Origin of the sequence: Hydrogenophilus thermoluteolus, assembly GCF_003574215.1 — a bacterium.
GTDB classification, from domain to species: Bacteria; Pseudomonadota; Gammaproteobacteria; order Burkholderiales; family Rhodocyclaceae; genus Hydrogenophilus; species Hydrogenophilus thermoluteolus.
Map to the genome: position 1 here is coordinate 467,428 of NZ_AP018558.1, position 22,468 is coordinate 489,895.

The window sequence follows — 22,468 nt, forward strand, 5'->3', positions numbered from 1 at the left end:
TAGATCAATGTCACGGCGATCGCGCGCGTCTCCGCATGCGTTGTTTTTGCCAACGGTTTTTTGTTATAATTTCTTTCTGCGCCGTTGTAGCTCAGCTGGTAGAGCAACTGATTCGTAATCAGTAGGTCGGCGGTTCGAGTCCGCCCAACGGCACCATAGCACAGCCTATGGGATGCGGAGAGGTACCGAAGTGGTCATAACGGCGCCGACTCGAAATCGGATGGTCGGGTAAAACCGGCACGCGGGTTCGAATCCCGCCCTCTCCGCCAATCTTTCCGCTTGCCAATTGCGATGAGCAATGCAAAAGCTCCTATTCTGGCTGGGTGTTGCGCTCATTCTGCTTGCGCTCCTATATCCGTGGCTGAGTAAATTGCCCTTCGGGCGTTTGCCGGGGGATATCGTAGTCGAGAAGGAGCATTTCACCTTCTACTTTCCGATCACTACGAGCATCGTGGTGTCGCTCCTCCTTTCGCTCCTCTTCTGGTGGTGGCGCAAGTAAATGCGGGTTAGAATCGCGGGCGTTTCGGGTCACGGAAGGTTGTGATGCGCCTCTTTTCTTCCTGGTACGCGCGCGTGATGCAGTGGGTGCGCCACCGCCGTGCGCCGTGGTTTCTGGCGTTACTCGCTTTTGCCGAATCGTCTTTCTTTCCTATTCCTCCGGACGTGATGCTCGCGCCGATGGCGATGGCGCAGCCGCAGCGGGCGTGGCGCTTGGCACTGTTGACAACGGTGACCTCGGTATTGGGCGGATTGTTCGGCTACGCGATCGGGTGGGGGGCATTTGGCTTGATCGAGCCGTGGCTGCAAACCTCTCGCTATTGGGAGGCGTATCAGACGGCACACCGCTGGTTCGCGGAGTGGGGCGTCTGGGCGGTCTTCATCGCAGGGTTTTCGCCGATTCCTTATAAAGTTTTTACGATCGCCGCCGGGGTGCTGCAGATGGCGCTCATGCCGTTCACGATCGCGTCGTTCGTGGGCCGCGGGGCGCGCTTTTTCCTCGTTGCCGGGCTCATGGCGTGGGGCGGTCCCCGTTTGGAGGCGACGCTGCACCGTTGGGTCGACCGCATCGGCTGGGCAATGGTCGGGTTGGTCGCCGTCGGTCTCGGGTGGTGGTATTGGACGAAGGGGTGACCTGGGTCGGGAGGGTGCCTTGCCTCCGTTCCCGGTGAGGCTTGGTGTGCGGGGGTGACACTGCGGCGCGGTGGATCTTTGCCACCTATTGGCCTCGTAAGAAGAGGGCGTCCAGTGCGGCGAGCGGCAGTTCGATCCAAGTGGGGCGCCCGTGGTTGCACTGGCCGCCCCGTTCGGTCGCTTCCAGATCGCGCAACAGCGCGTTCATCTCTTCTTGCGTGAGCGCGCGGTTTGCTCGCACTGCGCCATGACAGGCTACGCGAGCAAGGAGCGCGTCCCGCCGCGCGGTGACCGCGTTGCTGGTGGGGGCATCGCGCAAGGTTTCGAGGAGTTCGGCAACGAGCGCGGGGATTTCCCGCGGCGCGACGAATGGCGGATGGGTGCGCACGGCGATCGTCTCGGTATCGAGCAGCGATGCTTCGAGCCCCAGCTGTGCCAACGTGACGCGGTGTTCGGTGAAGGTGGCGAGCGCCGCGCCGTTCAGCCGAACGGGGACGGGGTGCAGGAGCGGTTGCGCGGGAAGCGCCGCTTCGTCGTAGTGACGTTTCAGCCGTTCGTAGAGGATGCGTTCGTGTGCGGCGTGCATATCGACGAGCACGAGCCCGCGGCGGTTTTGCGCCAAAATGTAGATGCCATGCAGTTGCGCAAGCGCGTAACCCAGCGGGGGCTCCGTCGCAGACGGTTCGACGGGGGGCGGTGAGGGGGCTGCCACCTCAGGCGCCGCGTGCTCGTGCGCAGGGGCGAGCGGGGGAAGCGCGCCGGGCGGAGTCGTGGGTGCGGGGGTGGCGGTTTCCGATCGCGCGGTGTTTGCGTCTACAAAGGCGTGCGCGGCAAAAGCCAGGTAGCGGGCGTTGGCGCTGTCGCGCACGGTCGATGTGCCAAACGGCAGCCGTTGCTGGGCGGCCGGGGACGAAACGATGGCGCGGGTCGCGGGCGCTGTTGCGCGCTCCGTAGCAAGCGGAGGTTGCGTTTTACCAGCAGCTTCGGTGGTCTCGGTGCCGAGTGGCTGCGGGAATACCACCGTTGGTGCCAGCGCTTGCGCAATCGCACCGTTTACCAAGCGGAAGATGGCGTTGGGGTCGCGAAAGCGCACTTCGCTTTTTGCCGGATGGACATTGACGTCGACGAGTTCGGGCGCGACGGTGAGAAAGAGCACGTAGCTCGGTTGGCGGTGGCCGTGCAAGACATCGTGGTAGGCTTGGCGCACGGCTTGGGCGAGCAGCCGGTCGCGAACCGCTCGACCATTCACGAAGAGGTATTGAAGCGCCTGGCGCGCGCTTTCCCGGGCGAAGCGGGGCTCGATCACCCAACCCAGGAGTTGCGCGGCGGGGGTTTCGGCGTGTGCCAAGCGCCATTCGGCGGGGTCAGTGTGAAAAAGCGCCAAAAAGCGGGCTTCAGCAGATTGGGGCGCAAGCCGCCACACCAGTTTGTCGTTGTGGGTGACTTGCCAAGCGACCTGTGGGTGCGCAAGCGCCAGCCGCCGCGCGGCTTCGATCGCGTGGTGCGCTTCGGTCTGCGGCGTTTTCAAAAATTTGCGCCGCGCGGGGACCGTATCGAACAGGGCGCGGCAGTCCACCTCGGTCCCAGGAGCCATCGCATATGGAGTGAGCTCGCCACTGCGGGCATCGAGCTTCATGCCGTGCGGCGCTTCGCGGGGGCGGGACGCGATCGTGAGGTGGGTGACCGCTGCGATCGCCGCAAGCGCTTCGCCGCGAAACCCTTTGGTGGTGACGGAGAGGAGCGCCTTGAGCGAATCGATCTTGCTCGTAGCGTGGCGAGCTACCGCGAGCGGGAGTTCCGAAGCGGGAATCCCACAGCCGTCGTCACGGACGCAGACCCGTTCGATACCGCCCGCTTCGAGGTGGATCGCGATTTCGGTGGCGCCCGCGTCGAGGCTGTTTTCTGCGAGTTCTTTGACGATCGACGCCGGCCGTTCGACCACTTCGCCTGCGGCGATCTGGTTGATGAGGGTGTCGGGCAGAAGCTGGATCGGCATCGCCTGATTGTACGACAGGTGTACAATCGAGCGAAGCACGGACGATGAGGAGCGGCAATGGCTGCGGAGAAGCGCTTGGTGATCTTGATTTCGGGGCGGGGGAGCAACATGGAGGCGATCGTGCGGGCGCAGATTCCCGGCGCGACGGTTGCTGCGGTGATCAGCAACCGGCCCGACGCCGCGGGGTTGCGCTTCGCACAACAGCATGGCATCGCCACCGAGGTGGTCGATCACAAGGCGTTCCCGACGCGCGATGCGTTCGATAAGATGCTTGCCGAGCGCATCGACCACTATCGGCCCGATCTGGTGGTGCTCGCGGGGTTCATGCGCATTTTGGGCGAAGCGTTCGTTCGCCGCTACGAAGGGCGAATGATGAATATCCACCCGTCGCTCCTTCCAGCGTTTCCCGGCTTGCACACCCACGAGCGCGCGATTGCCGAAGGGTGTCGGGTGCATGGCGCAACGGTCCATTTCGTCACGCCGGCGCTCGATCATGGCCCGATCATCGTTCAAGCGGCGGTGCCGGTGTTGCCCGAGGATACGCCAGAGACGCTCGCCGCACGGGTGTTGCGCGAAGAGCACCGTATCTATCCGCAAGCGATCCGCTGGTTCGTCGAAGGTCGGATCTCGCTGACCCCGGAGGGACGAGTCGTGGTGGCGCAGGCGCGCTTTCCCGACACCGCCTTGCATGTGCCAGCAACGACGGAACGCGAGGAAGCACACATATGACGATCGGGTGGCGTGGGCATGGCCGGTGGGTGGCGCGTTTAGTGGCGCGGTTGGTGATGTTGCTCTGTGCGGTGGTCGCATTCGGAAATGCGGCACACGCGGCGTTCGTTCTGCCCAGCGAGGGGCGCGCCCAGTACGCGGTCAAGAAAGGGGGGATGACCCTGGGTATGGCGCAACTGGAATGGCACGTTGCGCCGGACGGCCGCTATCGCGTCGCCCTTTCGTCACAGACTACCGGGTTGGCTGCGCTCTTGAGTAACTATTCGGAAACCCGGGTGAGCGAAGGGCGCGTGGTGTCTGGGTGGTGGGTGCCCGAGCGGTCTTTGCGCGAGCGGCCAGGAAAGGACGATGAGGTGATCGCGCGTGCCGGGGACGCGGTCGTGGTTACCCGGAAAGGACGTACGCTGCGCTACGCAGCACCAGAGACGGCTCAGGATTTTTTGAGCCTTCTTTTGTCGTTACCCGCGCGCGCCGCAGCGGGAAAACCACACGGCAAGACGGTACTGCTTGGGGTCAAGCGCGCCAAAACCATCACCTACCGCGTCGCGGAAACGCAATCGGTGACGTTGCCGGACGGGCGGACGGTTCCTGGGTTGGCGTTCCAAGCTGAAACCGAAAATAAGGATTGGCAGGTGACCGTCGAGTGGCAGGTCGCACCGATCGTCCGTTTGGTGCGCCTGAACATTCACGGGGAAGAGGGTGATTTTGCCTATGAACTTACGCGCTGAATGGCATCCGCAACGGGTGCAGGCCGTGGTTCAGGCGCTATCGGAAGCGCTGACCTTTGCGGCACCGGCAGACAAGGTGCTTTCGGCGTTTTTGCGCGCCTGGCCCCGGTTGGGGCAGCGCGATCGCGCATGGGTTGCCGAAACCTATTACGGCGTGATTCGCCACTATCGCCGCCTCACCGTCTGGGCCGAGAGTACCGCGCCGCGCCATCTCCTGCTGGCATGGTTGGTGGTGGGACGAGGCGTTTCGGTGGCGCAACTGGCGCCGCTCCTCCGGCGAGAAGAGGGGGAGTGGTTGGCGCAGCGCAAAGCGGCGATTGCGGGCTACGCCTGGCGTGACGCCGAACGGCTGAGCATGCCCGATTGGTTGTGGGCACGGCTCGTGACCGCGTATGGGGTGGAGGAAACGCAGCGCATCGCGTCGAGTATGCTCCAGCCAGCGCCGCTCGATCTGCGGGTCAACACCCTCAAAGCGAAGCGCAGCGACGTGATGGCTACGTTCATGGCCGAAGGGCTCGAGGCGCACGAAACGCCTTGGTCGCCGTGGGGCGTGCGCCTGGCTGAAAAGGTGGCCTTGCAACGCCATCCGTTGTACCGCGACGGTATCGTCGAGGTGCAGGACGAAGGGAGTCAGTTGGTCACCCGGTTGGTCGCACCCAAGCGGCGACAGACGGTGGTCGATTTCTGCGCGGGCGCCGGCGGCAAGACGCTGGTGTTGGCCGCGCTGATGGTCAATAGCGGCCAGATTTACGCGTGCGATGCGATCGCAAAGCGCCTCGCGGGTTTGCATCCCCGTTTGGCGCGTGCAGGCGCAACGAACGTCCAACCGATGGCGATCGCCGATGAGCACGACCCAAAGCTTGCCCGGCTGGCAGGAAAAGCCGACCGCGTCTTGGTCGATGTGCCGTGCTCCGGGATCGGAACATTACGCCGTAATCCCGATTTCAAATGGCGCCAAACGGAAGCCACGGTGGCGGCGCTCACCGCGCAGCAAGCGAGCATCCTAGCGGCGGCGGCCCGGTTGGTGAAGCCAGGCGGGCGGCTGATCTATGTCACCTGTAGCATCCTGCCCGAAGAGAACGACCGCGTGGTGCAGACTTTTCTCGCGGCGCACCCTGCGTTCGCGCCGCTGCCATGGAACGAATTGACCGCGGATTGGCAGCACGGTACGCACGGCACCGCGTTCGTCAATGGCCCGTGTCCAACCGATGGTGTGCCCGAAGCGGTACGGCTTTTCCCCCATGTTCATGGTTGTGACGGCTTTTTCGCGGTGGTGCTCGAGCGCCGTTCCGTCTAGAATAGACAAGGTTTCGAGCCATTCTTTTGTTGACACACAGAGGAGTAGTGTGATGAGTGAGACCTTTACCGCATTGATGATTCGGGAAAACCCGGAAGGGGGGGTGCGCGCCGCGTTGGAGTCGGTGCCGTTTTCAATGCTCGACCCCGGTGAGGTGCTCATTCGGGTTCACTATTCGAGCATCAACTACAAGGATGCGTTGGCGGCAACCGGTAAAGGGAAGATCATTCGGCGTTTTCCCTGTATCGGCGGGATCGATCTCGCCGGAACGGTGGTCGAGTCGAGCGACGACCGTTTTCGGCCCGGTGATGCGGTGATCGCGACGAGCTACGACATCGGGGTGTCGCACCACGGGGGCTATGCCGAGTATGCCCGGATTCCCGCGAAGTGGATCGTGCCGTTGCCTGCAGGCCTCGATCTCTTCGAAGCGATGGCGTTGGGTACCGCGGGCTACACCGCAGCACTGGCGGTCGAGCGGATGGAACACGAAGGTTTGAAGCCGGATGCGGGACCCGTGGTGGTGAGCGGCGCGTCGGGTGGTGTCGGGATGTTGGTGATCCAGATGCTGGCGGGCCGGGGGTATCACGTGGTTGCGCTCACGGGTAAACCCGAAGAGGCCGAGCAATTGAAAACGCTGGGGGCAGCGGAGGTGCTCGATCGCAACACGATCGATTTCGCGGCGACGCGGCCGCTCGAAAAAAGCCGCTGGGCGGGTGCGGTCGACAACGTCGGCGGCCCGATCCTCCACTGGATGTTGGCGACGATGAAACAGGCAGGTACGGTGGCGTCGATCGGTAACGCCGCGTCGCCCAAGCTCGAAACCACGGTCTTCCCCTTCATCTTGCGCGGTGTGAGTCTCTTGGGGGTCGATTCGGCCTACACCGACTTCCCATTGCGCGGTAAGGTGTGGGAGCGGTTGGCGACCGACCTCAAACCGAAACACCTCAAAGCGATCACGCGCGAAGTGCCGCTCACGGCGCTACCCAAGATTTTCGACGAATTCATTTCCGGGAAGGCGAAAGGACGCACGGTGGTTCGTATCGGTGATGAATGATGCATAATTATGGCTAGTCTTGTTGTGCGTTCGAGGGAGGGAAGCCATGGGGGCATACGAAGCGTTTTACCGCCGTTCGATCGAGGAACCCGACGCTTTTTGGGCGGAGGAGGCGAAGCGGATCTACTGGCACAAAGCGCCGGAAGTGATCTGCGACTATTCGCGGCCGCCGTTCGTCAAATGGTTCAAAGGGGGGGAGACCAACCTCTGCTACAACGCGGTCGATCGCCACGCCGCAGAGCGCCCGAACGACACGGCGCTGATCACCGTTTCCACGGAAACGAACGAAGAGAAGCGCTATACCTTCGCGGAACTACAGCGCGAGGTGGAGCGCATGGCTGCGATCTACCTCAGCCTGGGCGTTCGGAAAGGGGATCGGGTGCTCATCTACATGCCGATGATTCCCGAAGCGGCGTTTGCGATGCTCGCGGCGGTGCGCATCGGTGCGATCCATTCGGTGGTCTTCGGTGGTTTTGCGTCGGCGTCGCTCGCCACCCGCATCGACGACGCGCAACCGAAGATCATGGTCACAGCCGACGCCGGAATGCGCAATGGCAAAGCGGTTCCCTATAAGCATCTGGTGGACGAGGCGTGTGCGTTGGCCAAAACGCCGCCCGAGAAGGTGGTGATCGTCGACCGTGGGCTCGACAAAGGGTTTCCGCGGATCGAAGGGCGCGACCTCGATTACGCGACCCTGCGCGCGCAGCATCTCGATGCTTCCGTGCCGGTGGCGTGGGTCGAATCGACCCATCCCAGCTACATTCTCTATACCTCCGGCACTACCGGTAAGCCCAAAGGGGTGCAGCGTGACACGGGCGGTTACGCGGTGGCGCTCGCGGCGTCGATGGACTACATCTTCTGCGGCAAAGCCGGCGAAACGATGTTCGCCACTTCCGACATCGGCTGGGTGGTCGGCCACAGTTACATCATCTACGGGCCGCTTCTGGCGGGCATGGCGACGATCCTGTACGAAGGGACACCGTTGCGCCCAGACCCGGGAATCTGGTGGCGGATGGTCGAGCAATACCGTGTCACTGTGATGTTCTCCGCCCCCACCGCGATTCGGGTGCTCAAAAAGCAGGATCCGAAGTATTTGAAATGTGCCGATCTCTCCAGCCTCAAGCATCTGTTCCTCGCTGGCGAGCCGCTCGATGAAACCACCCACCGCTGGATCCACGAAGCGCTGGGCAAGCCGGTGATCGACAACTACTGGCAAACCGAAACCGGTTGGCCGATGCTCGCGATCTGCCGCGGGATCGAAGAAAAGCCCATCAAGTACGGTTCGCCGGGGTTTCCGGTCTATGGCTACAACCTAAAGATCTTCCGCGAAGACGGCACCGAGTGTGGGCCAAACGAGAAAGGAATTGTCGGTGTCTTGCCACCGCTGCCGCCGGGGTGTCTGAGTTCGGTGTGGGGAGACGAAGCGCGCTTCATCAGCTCCTACTTCAGCCTCTTCAAAGAGCCGCTCGTCTATTCGTCGGCCGATTGGGGCATCAAGGACGAAGCGGGTTACCACTTCATCCTGGGGCGCACCGACGACGTGATCAACGTGGCGGGGCATCGTTTGGGAACGCGCGAAATCGAGGAGGCGGTGCAATCACATACCGCGATTGCCGAAGTGGCGGTAGTTGGCGTACATGACGAAGTGAAGGGACAACTGCCGGTTGCGTTTGCGGTGGTCAAAGACCCGACGCTGGTGGAAACCACGCAAGCGCGACAGAAGCTCGAAGCGGAAGTGAAGCAAAAAGTGGACGAACTCTTGGGCGCGATTGCTCGACCGCACCGCGTCTATTTCGTCTCCGGTTTGCCCAAGACCCGCTCCGGCAAGATGTTGCGCCGTTCGATCCAAGCGCTCGCCGAAGGGCGCGATACCGGCGACCTCACGACGATCGAAGACCGTTCCGCGCTCGACCAGATTGCGGAAGCGCTCAAGACGCAGTGAGCGGCGCGCGCTCGGCGCCGCGTTGAGTCGCGTCCGGTAACGCGCACCGCTTGGGGCTGAAGCCACAAGCGGTGCGTTCTTTTTCGAGGGGGCGATAAGCGGATCGGTTGGGTATTCGCGCTTGCCGCGCTAAAATGCCCGTTTTGGGGAACCCAGAGTTGGGGTTCCCTCTTTTCGTTGGGGAAGGAATGGCAATGACCCATCTGATGAACACCTACGCCCGCTTGCCTGTGGCGTTCGCGCACGGGGAGGGGGTCTGGCTCACCGACGAAGCCGGGAACCGCTATCTCGACGCCCTTGCGGGCATCGCGGTCTCGACCTTAGGGCACGCCCATCCGCGCCTTGCCGAAGCGATTTGCGCCCAAGCCAAAAAGGTGCTCCACACCTCGAACCTCTATCGCATTCCCGCGCAGGAGGCCCTCGCGGAACGGCTGTGCGCGTTGAGCGCGATGGAAGAGGTCTTCTTCGCCAATTCGGGCGCGGAAGCCAACGAAGGGGCGATCAAACTGGCCCGCCTCTATGGCCATCGGCGCGGCATTGCGCGGCCGAAGATCGTCGTGATGGAGCAGGCGTTTCACGGACGGACGCTCGCCGCGCTTTCGGCAACCGGTAACGTGAAAGCCCAGCAGGGTTTCGAGCCGCTCGTCGAAGGGTTCGTCCGGGTCCCGTTCGGTGATCTCACTGCGCTGACGGCTGCACTCGCCGATTCCGACGTCGTCGCGGTGCTCTTCGAAGTGATCCAGGGAGAAGGCGGGATTCGCCTCGCCGCGCCCGAGGTCGTGCGGGCGATCCGGGAGATCACCGCGGCGCGGGGCGTGTTGATGATGTGCGACGAGGTGCAGTGTGGCGTTGGGCGCACCGGCCATTGGTTCGGTTGGCAGTGGGCCGCTGCGGCGCTGGGGGTGGCGCCGGAGGCGCTGGCACCGGACGTGATGACGCTCGCAAAAGGGCTCGGTTCCGGCGTACCCCTAGGTGCGCTCCTGGCACGGGGGCCTGCCGCTGGGGTTTTCGGTCCGGGAAATCATGGATCGACGTTTGGCGGCAATCCCTTGGCGTGCGTCGCCGGGCTCACCACGCTCGCGGTGATCGAGGAAGAGGGATTGCTCGCGAACGCGGCGGCACGCGGCGCGCAACTCAAGAACGCACTGCAACAGGCGTTTGCTGACCTTCCCGCGGTTCAGGAGGTGCGCGGGGAAGGACTGATGATCGGAGTGGTGCTCGACCGCCCCTGTGGTGCCTTGGTGCGGACCGCGCTCGAGGAGGCGCGGTTACTGATCAACGTGACCGCCGAGCGGGTGATACGCCTTTTGCCGCCGCTCGTCATTTCGGAAGCTGAGACGGAGGAGATCGCCGCGCGGCTGGTGCCGTTGGTGCGGCGATTCGTGAGGGGAGGGGAATAGACGATGCCAGCGGTCCAACACTATTTGCAATTCCGCGATTTTTCCGCGGACGAATATCGTTACCTCTTCGATCGTGCGGCGTGGATCAAGCGTAAGTTCAAGCAGTACGAACCGTGGCATCCGCTCTTCGATCGCACGCTGGTGATGATCTTCGAAAAAGCGAGCACCCGCACCCGCCTTTCGTTCGAAGCGGGGATTCAGCAGTTGGGTGGCTTCGCCGTCTATCTCAATACCCGTGACTCACAGCTTGGCCGCGGCGAACCGGTCGAGGACGCGGCGGAGGTGATCTCCCGGATGAGCGATCTGGTGATGATCCGTACCTTCGAGCAGGCGATCGTCGAGCGCTTCGCGGCGCGTTCGCGGGTGCCGGTGATCAACGGGCTCACCAACGAATTCCACCCGTGCCAGGTGATGGCCGATATCTTCACTTTCATCGAGCACCGCGGTGCGATCCAAGGCAAGACCGTGGCGTGGATCGGGGATGCGAACAATATGTGCAACACCTGGTTACAGGCGGCGGAAGTGCTCGACTTCAAAGTGAACGTCTCGACCCCGCCCGGCTATGCGGTCGATCCGGCGGTCGCGCAAGTCACTCCGAACGGCCACTATGAGTGTTTTGCCGATCCGATGGACGCGGCGCGTAACGCCGACCTGATTACCACCGACGTCTGGACGTCGATGGGGTTCGAAGAGGAGTCCGAAGCGCGGCTCCAGGCGTTCCGCGACTGGCAGGTCGACGCCGAAATGATGGCTGTCGCCAAACCCGACGCGCTTTTCATGCACTGCTTGCCCGCGCACCGCGGCGAAGAGGTCACCGCCGAGGTGATCGATGGCCCGCAGTCGGTGGTCTGGGACGAAGCGGAAAACCGGCTGCACGTGCAGAAGGCGCTGATGGAGTACCTGGTGCTGGGACGGATGGAAGGGTAGGGTCAGCACGGTGTTACCGATTTCGCCGCCGAAGGGGGAAGTTGCGCCCGCCAGTGGGCCAGAAGCGCAAGCATCGCATCCGCGGCGGCGACCGTTGCTTCCCACACGGCCCAGCGCGCCTCGGGGTGATCCGGGTATTCGTGGGTGATGCGGTTGCACAAAGCGCGCCAGGTCAGCCAGGTATCGGCCTCCAGAAACCCGAGCTTCTCTAAGCGGTTGAGGCGGTCGCGCATTGCCATCGTCTCGATGGGTTCCGCAAGTACCTCGAGCGTGGCTGGGATCAAGCGTTCGCCCACTGCGTCTTGGAGTTTCAGGAATCGAAAAAGGATCTGATCAAGAAGGCGAAGCCGCTGCGCGTCACTTTCGACAACCTCGGGTTGGCGTTCACAGGCGGGAAGCGCAGACCAGTCGGCGAGCGCTGCTTTGAGCACTGCGGCCTGCCGATCGATTTCAGCCCATGCGGCGGTTAACCGCAGCTGGGGCAACGCGTAGGGGTCCTTTATAACCGACACAACTCGATTCCTTCTTCGGCAATGCGTCGCAGTATTGGAGACGAAGGGGTCTCTGGGGTAACGATCACGATATCGATTTTTTGTTCGTCAAGGATGGCTGCCAATCGTGCCCAGAAGCGGTTGGCAAGCGCTACCCGTTCCGAATGGCTCAGACGCACGGGTACGTGCAAGCAAAGGTCGATGTCTCCGCCGCGTCTCCCTGGGTCGGTGCGCGATCCGAAGAGTATGACACGGCTTGCTGGCGGCAAGAGTTGTGCCGCTGCGGTAAGAATCGCACGCCGCTCGGCTGGACTCAGGCGCGGTAAATCCTGTTTCGCAGGATGCGCCCGTAAGGCGCCATCCCGCGCAGAAGATTGGGTGGTTTGAGCGAATGTCATGCGCCAATGATAGAATAATTACCCTTACTTGACAATTTTCCCTTTTGGTTGCAACGACAGGAAAACACCCAAAAATGAGCGACGTGCGCAAAGTGGTGCTCGCCTACTCCGGTGGGCTCGATACCTCGGTGATTCTCAAATGGTTGCAGGATACCTATCGCTGTGAAGTGGTGACATTCACCGCCGACCTTGGGCAGGGTGAAGAGTTGGAACCTGCGCGGCAAAAAGCGTTGGCGTTGGGGATCAAGCCGGAAAATATTTTCATCGACGATCTGCGCGAAACGTTCGTGCGCGATTTCGTCTTCCCAATGTTTCGCGCCAATGCCATTTATGAAGGCGAATACCTGTTGGGGACCTCGATTGCCCGTCCGCTGATCGCCAAGCGCCAGATCGAGATCGCGCGAGCGACCGGAGCCGACGCGGTTGCGCATGGCGCGACGGGCAAAGGGAACGACCAAGTACGTTTCGAGTTGGGGTACTACGCGCTGATGCCCGAGATCAAAGTGATCGCGCCGTGGCGCGAGTGGGATCTCAACTCGCGGGAAAAATTGCTCGCGTATGCCGAAAAGCACGGGATCCCGATCGAACAGAAACACCGCGAAGGAGGTGCCCCTTATTCGATGGACGCGAACCTGCTCCATATCTCGTACGAAGGCCGCCACCTCGAAGATCCGACCGCGGAACCGGAAGCGTCGATGTGGCGTTGGACGGTCGCGCCTGAAGAGGCACCGGACACGCCTGAGTACGTCGAACTGACTTTCGAAAAGGGCGATCTGGTCGCGATCGACGGCGAACGGATGCGACCGCACGAACTGCTCGCGAAGCTCAACGAATTGGGCGGTAAACACGGTGTGGGGCGGCTCGATCTGGTGGAGAACCGCTACGTCGGGATGAAGAGCCGCGGCTGCTATGAAACTCCGGGCGGGACGATCCTGCTGAAAGCCCACCGCGCGATCGAGTCGATCACGCTCGACCGCGAAGTGGCGCACCTCAAAGACGATTTGATGCCGCGCTACGCCGCGCTTATCTACAACGGCTACTGGTTCAGCCCCGAGCGGCAAGCGTTGCAGGCGCTCATCGACTTCACGCAGCAGACGGTGAATGGTTGGGTGCGGGTGAAGCTCTACAAAGGGAGCGTGATGGTGGTGGCGCGCGACTCCGCAACCGATTCGCTCTTCGATCCGACGATCGCGACCTTCGAAGACGACCGCGGCGCGTACAACCAGAAGGACGCCGAAGGGTTCATCCGGCTCAACTCGTTGCGGTTGCGCATCGCAGCGAAATTGGCGGCAAAACGGCGTCGCTGACTGCCAACGCGAGTAGCGGCCCCCGGTGCATCGACAACATGAGGTCATGAAGCGCGAGAAACGGCGATGGGTGAGGACCTGATTCTGGGGCTGACGTTCGAAGAGTGGGAGGAGTGGGCGCTGCGCATCCTCATTCCAGCGTTCATTCTCTACATGATCTTCATCATCGGTAACCTGGCGTGGAAGTCGAAAGCCGGCAAATACGGGACCTTGTGGCTCTTCGTCGCGCTCGGTGTCGGGTTCATCGGGTTCATCGCCAAGGGGATCATCGAATGGTTCATGACCCATTAGCGGACGAGGGACCGCTCCACGCGCTCTTGGTGGACCCAGGCGAGGCGTCGGGAAAGTTCCTTGCGCGCACCCTGGACCGATTCGGATTGCGAATCCACCGCGCTTATGACGGTACGAGCGCACTCAGAATGGCCGGTGAGATCCGGTTTGATGTGGTGCTCACCACCTATGTGTTGCCCGACGACGATGGGATTTCGCTGGCGGCGAAACTCCGCCCGTGGCTCAAGGAAGCGGCGCCGGTGGTGATGGTTACCTCCGAGAATGACCAGGTGTTGCTGGAGCGCGCCTTTCGCAATGGGGTCACCGACGTCTTCACGCGCGACGACTTGGCGCAACTGGAAAACTTCCTCAACTATTTCCTCGCCCACCGCACCGATATGCTCGCGGGCGCGTCGCTGTTGTTGGTCGAAGATTCGCCGTTGCAGCAGCGCAGCCTGCAGGCGATCCTTGAGCGGCGGCGCTATCGGGTGGAAACGGTGGGCAGTGTCGCAGCCGCACGTGCGGCAATGACGCAGAACGAATACGAACTGTTCGTGATCGACCTCGTGCTCGCCGATGGCGAGAGCGGCTTGTCCCTCATTCGGCAGCTGCGTCGCCGTCCGGAAGATTTCGTCCTCAATCCAATCATCGTTTTGACGGGCTTTCACGATACCGCGCGCAAGAACGAACTCTACCGCTTGGGGGTGAACGATTACGTGGTCAAACCCCCGCACGACGTCGAGCTCTTGGCACGGGTCCACAATTTGGTCCTGATGCGCCGCCTCTACCTCCAGGCGCGCGAACGCGAACGGCTACTGCAGGTGATGGCGGTGACCGACAAACTCACCGGTATTCCCAACCGTCACGCGTACGAAGACGTGGCGCGCCGCTATTTCGAACGCGCAAAGCGCGATGGCAAGCCGCTTACGCTTCTGGTCGTCGATATCGACCGTTTCAAGCGGATCAACGATACCTTCGGACATGCTTACGGCGACAAGATCCTTATTGAGGTAGCACAGCGCATTGCCAAATCGGTGCGCGCAAGCGATTTCCTCGCCCGTTTCGGCGGGGAGGAGTTCGTCGTTTTGCTGCCCAACTGCGATCTTGCCCATGCGGCGAAGAAAGCGGAACGGATCCGGCGGGATATCGAGCAGCACGTGCGCGACAAAACGGGCGAATCCGTTACGGTGAGTATTGGCGTAGCGGAACTCGCGCCCCAAAAAGAAACGTTCGACGAAGGGTTTGCGCGTGCTGACGCCGCGCTCTATGCAGCAAAGGTGCAGGGGCGCAACCGCGTCGCGGTCGCTGCCCCGGCTACCCACTGATCGCTCTCCCTTTTCGGGTGACGGTTTTTCAGGCTGAGAGCATCGCGTCGGCAGGTGCGGTTGCGGGTAGGGCTTGCCCGAAGAAGCCTTCGGTGTGGATGCGTGCCTCGGGGGCGCCCAACGCCAGCGCCGCTGCCCGGCAATCGGCAACGAATTCGGGGCTTCCCGCGATGAAGACCGAATAGGCGGAAAGGTCGGGGAAGTACTGGGGTAGGAGCGCAGGGATCCGTCCGTGCCAGTAACCTTCGGCGGTTTCGCGGGTGAGTGTTGCCTTGTAGGTGAAGTTGCGGTGTTTCGTTTCCCAGTACGCCATCATCCCCAGTGCATAGCAATCGGCGCGCGTGCGGCCGGAGTGGATCAACGTCACCGGTTTGCGGTAGCCGCGTCGCAACGCCGCTTCGGTGAGCGCGAGCACCGGCGCGAGCCCCGTGCCCGCAGTGAGACACAGGACCGGCGTTTCTGCAGAAGGGTCGCCGATGAAGGTGCCGTAGGGGCCGTCGATCTTGACGATTTCGCCAACTTGAAGCTGCTCTGTAGCCCAGACGCTGGTGACGCCCCCGTCGATCTTTGCGATTTGCAATGCCAATTCCCCGTCGGGGCGCGGTGCATTCGCAATCGAATACGAGCGCGCTGGGTATTCGCCCCGCAGGTCGGAGAGCATCACGTACTGCCCAGGCCAGTACCGCATCGGTTGACCGACGGGGCGGAGGCGCAGTTCGACGACACGGGGCGTGCGCACGATCCGGTCGACGACGACAAAGCGTTGGTTTTCCCGCGGGGGAAAGAGTTTGGGTTTGGCGTCCGCGGTGCCCCATTCGATCACCAGGACTTTGGAAAGCGGTTTCGCCATACACATCAGGCCGTACCCTTCCCGGCGCTCGTCTGGCGAAAGCGCCATGTCGAGCACGACCCCTTGATCGAACTGCCCTTCCCGCACTTTGACTTTGCATTCGCCGCAAGCGCCAGCGCGGCAGTTGTTGGGCAGCGCATAGCCCGCCTTTTCCAGCGCGGTGAGGACGGTGTCGCCCGGTGCGCAGACCACCTCGCGGTTGGACGGGTAGAGACGAATGACCGTGGGTTCCATCGTGGGCTCTCCTGGGACGACGGGCGCCACCGGGCGCCCGGACGCAATGGTTTGTGGTTATTGGTGCGGATCAAAAGACTGGGATGATCGACGCCATGTCGACCTCGCTCACCTCTTCGCCCGAGATACCGACCTCCGGGATCGCGGGGAAGGGGATCCCGTAGCGGTCGAGCACCCCTTTGAGGTTGAGGATCGCGTTGCGCCAGTTCTCTTTCTTCGCCTCATAGGTGGGGATGCCGAATCCAGCTTGGCGCGCGACCTCTTCGGCTTCGCGCTGCGTCGGGATGAAGTCTTCGGGCAGATCCCAGAACTCCATCGGCGGTTCGAAGAGGACCGCCGAGAGGAAGAGGTACCCAGCGCGGATCTGTTTGGTGACGAGCGCTTTGTCCTCGACGGGGAGTTTCGGGTAGTCGCGCTCCATCAACGCCATGCAGATCGCCATGTGGCGCCCTTCGTCGCGGCCGATGTTGCGGAACGCCTCTTTGAAGACCAGTTCGCGGCTGTTGTCGTGCATCTGTTTGAAGATGGTCGCCGCAGCGATTTCGCCCATCAGGAACGAAGAGAAGAGCACCGCGAGCGAATACTTCGGCACCGCGTTCTTGTACCCGTTCCAGTAGCGGCCACCGTTGTAGTAGAGCCATTTCGCGTTTTTCTGTAGCCGTTTGCCGAGTTCCGTCTTGGGTTGATAGGTGAGCGGGTCGTGGTGATCGAGGAACTTCTTGATCGCCAGACCGCACATCTGCTCGTGGTTCTGTTCGTCACGGGTGATCGAGAAGAAGCAACGGCGGACCGGATCTTCTTCGTGCTCTTCGTAGGTCTTGATGAGCGCCGACGCAAAGACGGGCGGTGCCGAGGCGTCGAAAACCGAAAGGAGCGTCCACCAGTAGCCGATCGCTTCGCGCTCTTCCCAGCTGTAGGAGTCGACGTCGAGGGTATCCCACGGCAATTTTTTCGGATCCCAGTTTTCGCGTTGCGCGGCGTCCCAGATCTCTTCGAGCTTCATCGTCTGGGCGTGCCACGACAGCGGATAGACGTTGGGTTGTGGGGTTTGCGGCGGAAACTCCATTTTCAGCGCGAGTTTTTCGTTGTGTGCCATCGGACTTCCTCCTTGTGTGTGGGTTGTGCGGGTTCAAAAATCGCAAACTGATTTGCGTGTGTTGAATTTTATGCCGATGCGCCCAATTTTTCTTTGATCTAAATCAAAAAACATGCAAATAATCCGACCGGTCGGTCAAAAATAAGCGTAAGCGGTGACGGTGGGGGGAATGCTATACTGCGGAAACCCAAGCAAAGTGGGACGAATAGGGTGCAATGAGCGATCCAGAGCGGCAATCCGGGCAGGGTGGAATTGGCGATACGGAGCAGGGTGGAGCCGGGTGGACGCCCGAAGCGATCCGATCCGCGTTGCGTCTGCCACACACGTTTCCGGGGCCCTACGGTGATGATGGGGCGCGGGCCGAGCGTTGGCTCGCTGCGGTATTGGCCGTATTGACCCCACACCCCGAGCAGGGCGTTTCGGTGCTGCTGACGCGGCGCACCCCCCATCTCTACCACCACCCGGGGCAGATCAGTTTTCCTGGGGGCCGAGTGGAGAGGGGGGAGTCACCGGAACAGGCCGCGTTGCGCGAAGCGCAAGAGGAGGTCGGGCTTGCCCCCGAACGGGTGACAATCCTAGGTGCGCTTCCAGACTATGTGACCGTAACCGGTTACCGGGTGACGCCCTTGATCGCGTGGAGCGATGCGCTGGGACCGCTCGCACCCGATCCGTTCGAAGTGGCGGAGGTTTTTTTCACGCCACTTGCCCATTTCGCAGACCCCAACCGCTATCTGCGCCTGAGTCTCATCTATGACGGCCAACCGCGTTACTACTGGGCTGCGCCGTGGCGCCACTATTTCATCTGGGGCGCCACCGCGGCCATGTTGCGCCAGTTGGCGTTGCGGCTGGCTGCTTGTCGGGCGGGCGCGTCGGGTTCCCTTTCTCAAGATCGCGCTTCGGGTTCCTCTTCCGGATAAGGTCCTGCACCCAAACCGATGGGGGGCGGAGCATGCCGGACCAGTTTGTCGAAGATCGCTTGCCACTCGTCGCGCGTCGTGGTTCCGACCATAGGATCGCTGCCGCCTTGACGCCACCCTTCGGCGACCCATGCCCAGTCTTCAGGGGTGAAGTGGCGTTCGGCAATCGGTAACACCTCGCGCTCCTCGGTCATCATGTGCTGACGGTAGAAGTGGGCGTAGCGGTCGAATACGTCACGGAAACGGTCGAAACCGCCCGGTTCACGGCTTGCGAAGGCGTGCAGCGCCGCCTCGAGCTCGGCGATGCGCTGTTCCGCTGCGGCGTGCTCTTTTTCGAGACGGGCGATCACCGCATCCGCTTCGCTCGTTTTTTCTTTGAGCCGGGCGAAGAGGTAGCGATCTTCGTTGGGGTGGTGGCGCCGTTCGGGGTATTCGGTAAGGTAATAAAGCATCGCGCGCAGGAGGCGAAAGTCCGGTTCGATCCGGCCAGCGCCGATTTCGTCGAGCAGGAAACGGAGCGCGTGCAATACCGCGGCAAGCGCCTGGTGTTCGTCTTCGATGAGCCGCCACGCGCCATGAAAGCGCTGTGCAGCGTCGGCGTTCACGTTTTTCGCGTTCATCGGCAGATCCTTTTGCTTACACCGCAGCCAGTTTTTCTTGACGTTTGCTCATGCCCAGGTAGGTTTCGATCACCTGCGGGTCGTTCGCCAGCCGCTCTGCAGGCCCTTCCAGGGTCATTTCACCGGTTTCCAGCACATAGCCGTAGTCGGCAACCTGCAGCGCGGCGCGGGCATTCTGTTCGACCAGAAGGATCGATACGCCTTGTTCGCGCAGCCGCGCGATGGTGCGGAAGATCTCGCGGATGATGAGCGGCGCGAGCCCCAGAGAGGGCTCGTCGAGCATCAGGAGCTTCGGTTTGGCCATCAACGCACGCCCCACCGCCAGCATCTGCCGTTCGCCCCCCGAAAGTGTCGTCGCCAGTTGATTCCGGCGCTCTTTGAGGCGGGGGAAGAGTTGGTAGACTTCGTCGAGCGTTTCGGGGATCGAGCGATCCCCTTTACGATAGCGCTGGAACGCACCCAGAATGAGGTTGTCTTCGACGCTCATTTCACCGAAGAGTTCGCGCTTTTCGGGAACGAGTGCCATGCCGCGCTGCACCAAGTGTTCGACGTCGGGCACAGGGACAGCTGCTCCCGCGAAATGGATCGTTCCTTGGCTGGGCAGTAGCCCCATGATCGCGGAGAGCAGGGTCGTTTTTCCGGCACCGTTGGGACCAATCACGGTGACGATCGACCCGGCGGGAACAGTAATCGAGACCCCGTGCAGCGCTTCGACCTTGCCGTAGCGCACGTGGAGGTTTTCGACCGAGAGGATGGTGTCGTTCATCGCAGGCACTCCTTACTGCACGCCGCCCAGGTAAGCTTCGAGCACACGGGGGTCTTGCTGGACTTCGTCCGGTAACCCTTCGGCGATCTTGCGTCCGAACTCCATCACGACGACACGGTCGGCCAGGTTCATCACGAAGTCCATGTCGTGTTCGACCAAGAGAATGCCGATGCCTTCGGCACGCAGCGCTTTGAGGAGCTCCGCGAGCGCGGCCTTTTCTTTATGGCGCAGCCCTGCGGCCGGTTCGTCGAGAAGCAGCAACGACGGATCGCTCATCAGCGCGCGGGCGATTTCGACGATCCGCTGTTGGCCAAGCGCCAACGCGCCGGCTTCGGTGTGGAGGTACGCTCCTAAGCCGACCCGTTCGATCTGCCGCCGCGCTTCCGCGAGAATCCGCGCCTCTTCCCTCCGTTCCAGATGGAGCATCGCGGGGAGGACTCCCGCGTGGGTGCGCAGATGGGCGCCGATTGCGACGTTGTCGAGTACCGAAAGGTTGGGGAGTAGCCGAACGTGCTGGAAGGTGCGGCTCATTCCCAGCGCGGCGATTTCACGCGACGGTTTGCCGGTGATGTCGACGCCGCGGAAGGTGATCTTTCCTTCCGTTGGGGTATCGACGCCCGAAATCTGGTTGAAGAAGGTCGATTTGCCGGCGCCGTTCGGGCCGATGAGCGCGAGGATCTCTCCCGCATGGATGGTCAGCGACATCTTGTCGTTCGCTACCAGCCCTCCGAAACGGCGGGTGACCTGGTCCGCTACCAGCAATACCTCGCCGCGTTGCGGTTTGGCTTGGCTGGGAAGCGCCTCGGCCGTTTCAGGCATCCAGCGCGGCGTCGCTTTCACGGGGGCGTAGCGCCGCAGGATCGGCCAGATGCCGTCACGCGCTTGCTGCAGCACTACCACCATCACCAGGCCGAAGACGATGAGTTCGAAGTTGCCGCTCTGCCCAAGGAGCTGCGGCAGAATGTCCTGCAGCCACTGTTTGGTCAGGGTGATGATTACCGCCCCCAAGAGCGCGCCCCAGAGGTAGCCCGCACCGCCGACGACCGCCATGAAGAGGTATTCGATGCCGATCTGCAGCCCGAACGGAGTGGGGTTGACAAAGCGCTGCATGTGGGCGTAGAGCCACCCCGAGAGCGCCGCAAGGAGAGCGGCAAGAAGGAATGCGGTCCGTTTGTAATGGGCGGTGTCGACCCCCATCGCTTCGGCCATCACCACGCCCCCTTTGAGCGCCCGGATCGCGCGCCCGGGGCGGGAATCGAGCAGGTTTGCGGTGGCCCACATCGCCAGCAGGAGCAGTGCCCAGATGAGGGGATAGATCGCTTCGGGTTCGGCAAGCGTCCATGGGCCCACCGTGATCGGCGGGATGCCGCGCATTCCGGTGTGACCGCCCAGGAATTCCAAGTTACCGAAGAGGAAATAGAGGCTCAAACCCCAAGCGATCGTGCCCAGCGGCAGATAGTGCCCGGAGAGTTTCAGCGTGATCGCGCCGATCAGCAGCGCCGCGGCAGCGGTAAGGAGCAAGCCTAGGACGAGCCCCGTCCAGGGCGAAGGAGGGAGCCACGCGAACCATTCGGGGAGCTGCCCCGCGCTCACCACCGCGGTGGTGTAGGCACCCAGCCCGACAAAAGCGGCTTGCCCGAAGCTCGTGAGGCCCGCTACGCCTGTGAGCAACACGAGCCCAAGTGCCACCATCGCATAGAGCGCGATGTAGTTCATCAGAGTGACGTGATAGGTGCCCAAAAGGAACGGCGCGGCGGCTACGAGCACTAGGAACGCGATCAATACCGCCCGCGCGGGGATCGCCCCTTGGGGCGCGAGCGACGGCTTGTCCGGATGGTGAGCGGATAACGAGTTGGGCGCAGACATCACTCTTCCTCCACGTGGTGGGTGGTGAGCGAGCGCCAGAAAAGCACAGGGATGATCAAGGTGAAGACGATCACCTCTTTATAGGCGCTGGCCCAGAAGGAGCTGAAGGCTTCGATGAGACCGACGGCAAGCGCGCCGAGCGCCGCGATCGGGTAGCTCGCCAGCCCACCGATGATCGCAGCGACGAACCCTTTGAGCCCGATGAGAAAACCGGAGTCGTAGTAGAGGGTGGTGATGGGGCTCACCAGCACCCCCGAGATCGCGCCGATCGCAGCGGCAAGGAGCAGCGTCAGCCGTCCTGCTAAATTGGGGGAGATGCCCATCAGGCGCGCACCGTTGCGATTGACCGCGGTGGCGCGAAGCGCTTTACCGTAGAGCGTGCGGCTGAAAAACCACGCGAGGAGTGCGATCAAAACGAGCGAAGCGCCGATCACCCAAAGGGCCTGCCCAGGAATCAGCAGCGGGCCGACCGAAAAGCGATCGTCCCAGAGCGGTTCGGTCCGATACCCTTCGGCGCCGAAGATCAAAAGCCCCAAGCCGACCAGTGCGAGATGCACCGCGACCGAGACGATGAGAAGCACCAGCACCGGTGCTTCGGCAATCGGCTGGTAGAAGATCCGGTAGGTGATCGGTCCCATTGCGGCAATCAGCGTGACGGTGAGGAGAATTCGCGCCCATTGCGGCGTGGTTTGCCAGTCGAACGCATACGCGAATGCCAGGGTGAGCAAAGGCAGGGCGGCATACCAGAAGAGCGCTTCACGCCACGGAACGCTCCGGCCGCGAAAATGGGCGAATGCCTCCATCGCCAGCGCAACGGCACCACCGGCGACGAGCAACCAGACGGTGGCCGGGGTTTTGCCCAGTTCGAGCATCGCAAGCGTCAAGGCTCCGTACGAGACGTATTCGCCTTGTGGGATGAAAATGATGCGCGTGACGGCGAAGACCAGCACTAGGGCGAGTGCCAAAAGGGCGTAGATCGCTGCATTCACGACGCCGTCTTGCGTGAGGATGAGCGCGATTGACCAGTCCATCGCGGCGGTTCTCCTTGAGCGGGCGCAGACAACCACCGCGTTGCCCTAGTGGGGCGACGCGGCGATCGCAGTTCAATTTACCGAGCGGCTGAT

At 62.3% G+C, this 22,468-nt stretch carries 22 protein-coding genes and 2 tRNA genes; 15 read left to right on the top strand and 9 right to left on the bottom strand.

Annotated features, from left to right (window positions below; translation table 11 throughout):
- Nucleotides 1–80: 80 nt before the first annotated feature.
- The 4 genes from HPTL_RS02265 (at nucleotide 81) to HPTL_RS02280 (ending at nucleotide 1,131) form a co-directional block, all read left to right on the top strand.
- Nucleotides 81–156, top strand: a tRNA-Thr gene (locus HPTL_RS02265).
- 20 nt (nucleotides 157–176) lie between these two features.
- Nucleotides 177–269 (top strand) — tRNA-Ser (locus HPTL_RS02270).
- A gap of 29 nt (nucleotides 270–298) precedes the next feature.
- A complete protein-coding gene (locus tag HPTL_RS02275; protein ID WP_119334524.1) occupies nucleotides 299–499 on the top strand; it encodes a DUF2905 domain-containing protein in 201 nt (66 codons plus the stop codon).
- Nucleotides 500–543: 44 nt separating this feature from the next.
- Nucleotides 544–1,131, top strand: a complete 588-nt coding sequence (locus HPTL_RS02280; RefSeq protein ID WP_119334525.1) for a YqaA family protein — start codon at nucleotides 544–546, stop codon at nucleotides 1,129–1,131.
- Nucleotides 1,132–1,216: 85 nt separating this feature from the next.
- Here HPTL_RS02280 and mutL read toward each other — a convergent pair whose 3' ends face one another.
- Nucleotides 1,217–3,127 (bottom strand): DNA mismatch repair endonuclease MutL, encoded by a 1,911-nt coding sequence (gene mutL, locus HPTL_RS02285; RefSeq protein ID WP_119334526.1) that lies wholly within the window; start codon nucleotides 3,125–3,127, stop codon nucleotides 1,217–1,219.
- 57 nt (nucleotides 3,128–3,184) lie between these two features.
- Here mutL and purN point away from each other — a divergent pair, with 57 nt between their 5' ends.
- The 7 genes from purN to argF all read left to right on the top strand — a co-directional run bounded on the left by purN (nucleotide 3,185) and on the right by argF (nucleotide 11,204).
- Nucleotides 3,185–3,856: a phosphoribosylglycinamide formyltransferase gene (purN, locus tag HPTL_RS02290; RefSeq protein ID WP_119334527.1), complete on the top strand. Its 672-nt coding sequence runs from the start codon at nucleotides 3,185–3,187 to the stop codon at nucleotides 3,854–3,856.
- The gene (locus HPTL_RS02295) at nucleotides 3,853–4,584 is read left to right on the top strand and encodes a DUF3108 domain-containing protein (RefSeq protein ID WP_119334528.1); all 732 of its coding nucleotides are present in this window, start codon (nucleotides 3,853–3,855) and stop codon (nucleotides 4,582–4,584) included. The genes purN and HPTL_RS02295 overlap by 4 nt, the downstream gene beginning before the upstream one ends.
- A complete protein-coding gene (locus HPTL_RS02300) occupies nucleotides 4,568–5,881 on the top strand; it encodes an RsmB/NOP family class I SAM-dependent RNA methyltransferase (RefSeq protein WP_119334529.1) in 1,314 nt (437 codons plus the stop codon). Before HPTL_RS02295 ends, HPTL_RS02300 begins: the two co-directional genes overlap by 17 nt.
- Nucleotides 5,882–5,933: 52 nt before the next feature.
- On the top strand, nucleotides 5,934–6,935 hold the full coding sequence (locus HPTL_RS02305) for an oxidoreductase (RefSeq protein WP_119334530.1): 1,002 nt from the start codon (nucleotides 5,934–5,936) through the stop codon (nucleotides 6,933–6,935).
- A gap of 46 nt (nucleotides 6,936–6,981) precedes the next feature.
- Nucleotides 6,982–8,877 (top strand): propionate--CoA ligase, encoded by a 1,896-nt coding sequence (locus HPTL_RS02310; RefSeq protein WP_119334531.1) that lies wholly within the window; start codon nucleotides 6,982–6,984, stop codon nucleotides 8,875–8,877.
- A gap of 194 nt (nucleotides 8,878–9,071) precedes the next feature.
- On the top strand, nucleotides 9,072–10,277 hold the full coding sequence (locus HPTL_RS02315; protein ID WP_119334532.1) for an aspartate aminotransferase family protein: 1,206 nt from the start codon (nucleotides 9,072–9,074) through the stop codon (nucleotides 10,275–10,277).
- Nucleotides 10,278–10,280: 3 nt separating this feature from the next.
- Complete coding sequence (gene argF / locus HPTL_RS02320) at nucleotides 10,281–11,204, top strand: ornithine carbamoyltransferase (protein ID WP_119334533.1); 924 nt, start codon at nucleotides 10,281–10,283, stop codon at nucleotides 11,202–11,204.
- A gap of 2 nt (nucleotides 11,205–11,206) precedes the next feature.
- Here the strand turns inward: argF and HPTL_RS02325 are convergent, their stop codons facing one another.
- Nucleotides 11,207–11,716, bottom strand: a complete 510-nt coding sequence (locus tag HPTL_RS02325; protein WP_197713742.1) for a hypothetical protein — start codon at nucleotides 11,714–11,716, stop codon at nucleotides 11,207–11,209.
- Nucleotides 11,704–12,093, bottom strand: a complete 390-nt coding sequence (locus HPTL_RS02330; protein WP_119334535.1) for a nucleotidyltransferase domain-containing protein — start codon at nucleotides 12,091–12,093, stop codon at nucleotides 11,704–11,706. Before HPTL_RS02330 ends, HPTL_RS02325 begins: the two co-directional genes overlap by 13 nt.
- Nucleotides 12,094–12,167: 74 nt before the next feature.
- Between HPTL_RS02330 and HPTL_RS02335 the strand changes: the two genes are divergently transcribed.
- The 3 genes from HPTL_RS02335 to HPTL_RS02345 all read left to right on the top strand — a co-directional run bounded on the left by HPTL_RS02335 (nucleotide 12,168) and on the right by HPTL_RS02345 (nucleotide 14,995).
- Nucleotides 12,168–13,400, top strand: coding sequence for an argininosuccinate synthase (locus tag HPTL_RS02335; protein ID WP_119334536.1), 1,233 nt, complete (start codon nucleotides 12,168–12,170; stop codon nucleotides 13,398–13,400).
- A 66-nt stretch (nucleotides 13,401–13,466) separates the two neighbouring features.
- Nucleotides 13,467–13,691 carry a DUF2788 domain-containing protein gene (locus tag HPTL_RS02340; RefSeq protein WP_119334537.1) on the top strand — a complete coding sequence of 75 codons (225 nt, stop codon included), beginning with the start codon at nucleotides 13,467–13,469 and terminating at the stop codon, nucleotides 13,689–13,691.
- On the top strand, nucleotides 13,673–14,995 hold the full coding sequence (locus HPTL_RS02345; RefSeq protein WP_119334538.1) for a diguanylate cyclase: 1,323 nt from the start codon (nucleotides 13,673–13,675) through the stop codon (nucleotides 14,993–14,995). Before HPTL_RS02340 ends, HPTL_RS02345 begins: the two co-directional genes overlap by 19 nt.
- 28 nt (nucleotides 14,996–15,023) lie before the next feature.
- Here HPTL_RS02345 and HPTL_RS02350 read toward each other — a convergent pair whose 3' ends face one another.
- Together HPTL_RS02350 and HPTL_RS02355 are read right to left on the bottom strand one after the other, a co-directional pair.
- Nucleotides 15,024–16,079 carry a 2Fe-2S iron-sulfur cluster-binding protein gene (locus HPTL_RS02350; RefSeq protein WP_119334539.1) on the bottom strand — a complete coding sequence of 352 codons (1,056 nt, stop codon included), beginning with the start codon at nucleotides 16,077–16,079 and terminating at the stop codon, nucleotides 15,024–15,026.
- Nucleotides 16,080–16,149: 70 nt separating this feature from the next.
- Nucleotides 16,150–17,175 (bottom strand): hypothetical protein, encoded by a 1,026-nt coding sequence (locus tag HPTL_RS02355; RefSeq protein WP_119334540.1) that lies wholly within the window; start codon nucleotides 17,173–17,175, stop codon nucleotides 16,150–16,152.
- 215 nt (nucleotides 17,176–17,390) lie between these two features.
- On the opposite strand from HPTL_RS02355, the gene HPTL_RS02360 reads away from it, so the two are divergent.
- Nucleotides 17,391–18,092, top strand: coding sequence for an NUDIX hydrolase (locus HPTL_RS02360; protein ID WP_119334541.1), 702 nt, complete (start codon nucleotides 17,391–17,393; stop codon nucleotides 18,090–18,092).
- Here HPTL_RS02360 and HPTL_RS02365 read toward each other — a convergent pair.
- Genes HPTL_RS02365 through HPTL_RS02380 form a run of 4 tightly spaced genes read right to left on the bottom strand, consistent with a single transcriptional unit; the run spans nucleotide 18,059 to nucleotide 22,375 of the window.
- Nucleotides 18,059–18,712 (bottom strand): hemerythrin domain-containing protein, encoded by a 654-nt coding sequence (locus HPTL_RS02365; RefSeq protein WP_119334542.1) that lies wholly within the window; start codon nucleotides 18,710–18,712, stop codon nucleotides 18,059–18,061. The two genes, HPTL_RS02360 and HPTL_RS02365, sit on opposite strands and share 34 nt — an antisense overlap.
- Before the next feature lie 16 nt (nucleotides 18,713–18,728).
- A complete protein-coding gene (locus HPTL_RS02370; RefSeq protein ID WP_119334543.1) occupies nucleotides 18,729–19,478 on the bottom strand; it encodes an ABC transporter ATP-binding protein in 750 nt (249 codons plus the stop codon).
- Nucleotides 19,479–19,490: 12 nt separating this feature from the next.
- Entirely contained in the window at nucleotides 19,491–21,344 is a 1,854-nt protein-coding gene (locus HPTL_RS02375) for a branched-chain amino acid ABC transporter ATP-binding protein/permease (protein ID WP_119334544.1), read from the bottom strand.
- Complete coding sequence (locus tag HPTL_RS02380) at nucleotides 21,344–22,375, bottom strand: branched-chain amino acid ABC transporter permease (RefSeq protein ID WP_119334545.1); 1,032 nt, start codon at nucleotides 22,373–22,375, stop codon at nucleotides 21,344–21,346. The genes HPTL_RS02375 and HPTL_RS02380 overlap by 1 nt, the downstream gene beginning before the upstream one ends.
- Between the last annotated feature and the right edge of the window lie 93 nt (nucleotides 22,376–22,468).

Bases quoted from the DNA above. Each gene is read 5' to 3' on its own strand.
- HPTL_RS02275 (WP_119334524.1), top strand. From the start codon at position 299: ATGCAAAAGCTCCTATTCTGGCTGGGTGTTGCGCTCATTCTGCTTGCG.
- HPTL_RS02310 (WP_119334531.1), top strand. From the start codon at position 6,982: ATGGGGGCATACGAAGCGTTTTACCGCCGTTCGATCGAGGAACCCGAC.
- HPTL_RS02360 (WP_119334541.1), top strand. From the start codon at position 17,391: ATGAGCGATCCAGAGCGGCAATCCGGGCAGGGTGGAATTGGCGATACG.
- HPTL_RS02330 (WP_119334535.1), bottom strand. From the start codon at position 12,093: ATGACATTCGCTCAAACCACCCAATCTTCTGCGCGGGATGGCGCCTTA.
- HPTL_RS02365 (WP_119334542.1), bottom strand. From the start codon at position 18,712: ATGAACGCGAAAAACGTGAACGCCGACGCTGCACAGCGCTTTCATGGC.
- HPTL_RS02375 (WP_119334544.1), bottom strand. From the start codon at position 21,344: ATGTCTGCGCCCAACTCGTTATCCGCTCACCATCCGGACAAGCCGTCG.
- HPTL_RS02300 (WP_119334529.1), top strand. From the start codon at position 4,568: ATGAACTTACGCGCTGAATGGCATCCGCAACGGGTGCAGGCCGTGGTT.
- HPTL_RS02340 (WP_119334537.1), top strand. From the start codon at position 13,467: ATGGGTGAGGACCTGATTCTGGGGCTGACGTTCGAAGAGTGGGAGGAG.
- mutL (WP_119334526.1), bottom strand. From the start codon at position 3,127: ATGCCGATCCAGCTTCTGCCCGACACCCTCATCAACCAGATCGCCGCA.
- HPTL_RS02280 (WP_119334525.1), top strand. From the start codon at position 544: ATGCGCCTCTTTTCTTCCTGGTACGCGCGCGTGATGCAGTGGGTGCGC.
- HPTL_RS02355 (WP_119334540.1), bottom strand. From the start codon at position 17,175: ATGGCACACAACGAAAAACTCGCGCTGAAAATGGAGTTTCCGCCGCAA.
- HPTL_RS02315 (WP_119334532.1), top strand. From the start codon at position 9,072: ATGACCCATCTGATGAACACCTACGCCCGCTTGCCTGTGGCGTTCGCG.
- argF (WP_119334533.1), top strand. From the start codon at position 10,281: ATGCCAGCGGTCCAACACTATTTGCAATTCCGCGATTTTTCCGCGGAC.
- HPTL_RS02350 (WP_119334539.1), bottom strand. From the start codon at position 16,079: ATGGAACCCACGGTCATTCGTCTCTACCCGTCCAACCGCGAGGTGGTC.
- HPTL_RS02380 (WP_119334545.1), bottom strand. From the start codon at position 22,375: ATGGACTGGTCAATCGCGCTCATCCTCACGCAAGACGGCGTCGTGAAT.
- HPTL_RS02345 (WP_119334538.1), top strand. From the start codon at position 13,673: ATGGTTCATGACCCATTAGCGGACGAGGGACCGCTCCACGCGCTCTTG.
- HPTL_RS02335 (WP_119334536.1), top strand. From the start codon at position 12,168: ATGAGCGACGTGCGCAAAGTGGTGCTCGCCTACTCCGGTGGGCTCGAT.
- purN (WP_119334527.1), top strand. From the start codon at position 3,185: ATGGCTGCGGAGAAGCGCTTGGTGATCTTGATTTCGGGGCGGGGGAGC.
- HPTL_RS02305 (WP_119334530.1), top strand. From the start codon at position 5,934: ATGAGTGAGACCTTTACCGCATTGATGATTCGGGAAAACCCGGAAGGG.
- HPTL_RS02295 (WP_119334528.1), top strand. From the start codon at position 3,853: ATGACGATCGGGTGGCGTGGGCATGGCCGGTGGGTGGCGCGTTTAGTG.
- HPTL_RS02370 (WP_119334543.1), bottom strand. From the start codon at position 19,478: ATGAACGACACCATCCTCTCGGTCGAAAACCTCCACGTGCGCTACGGC.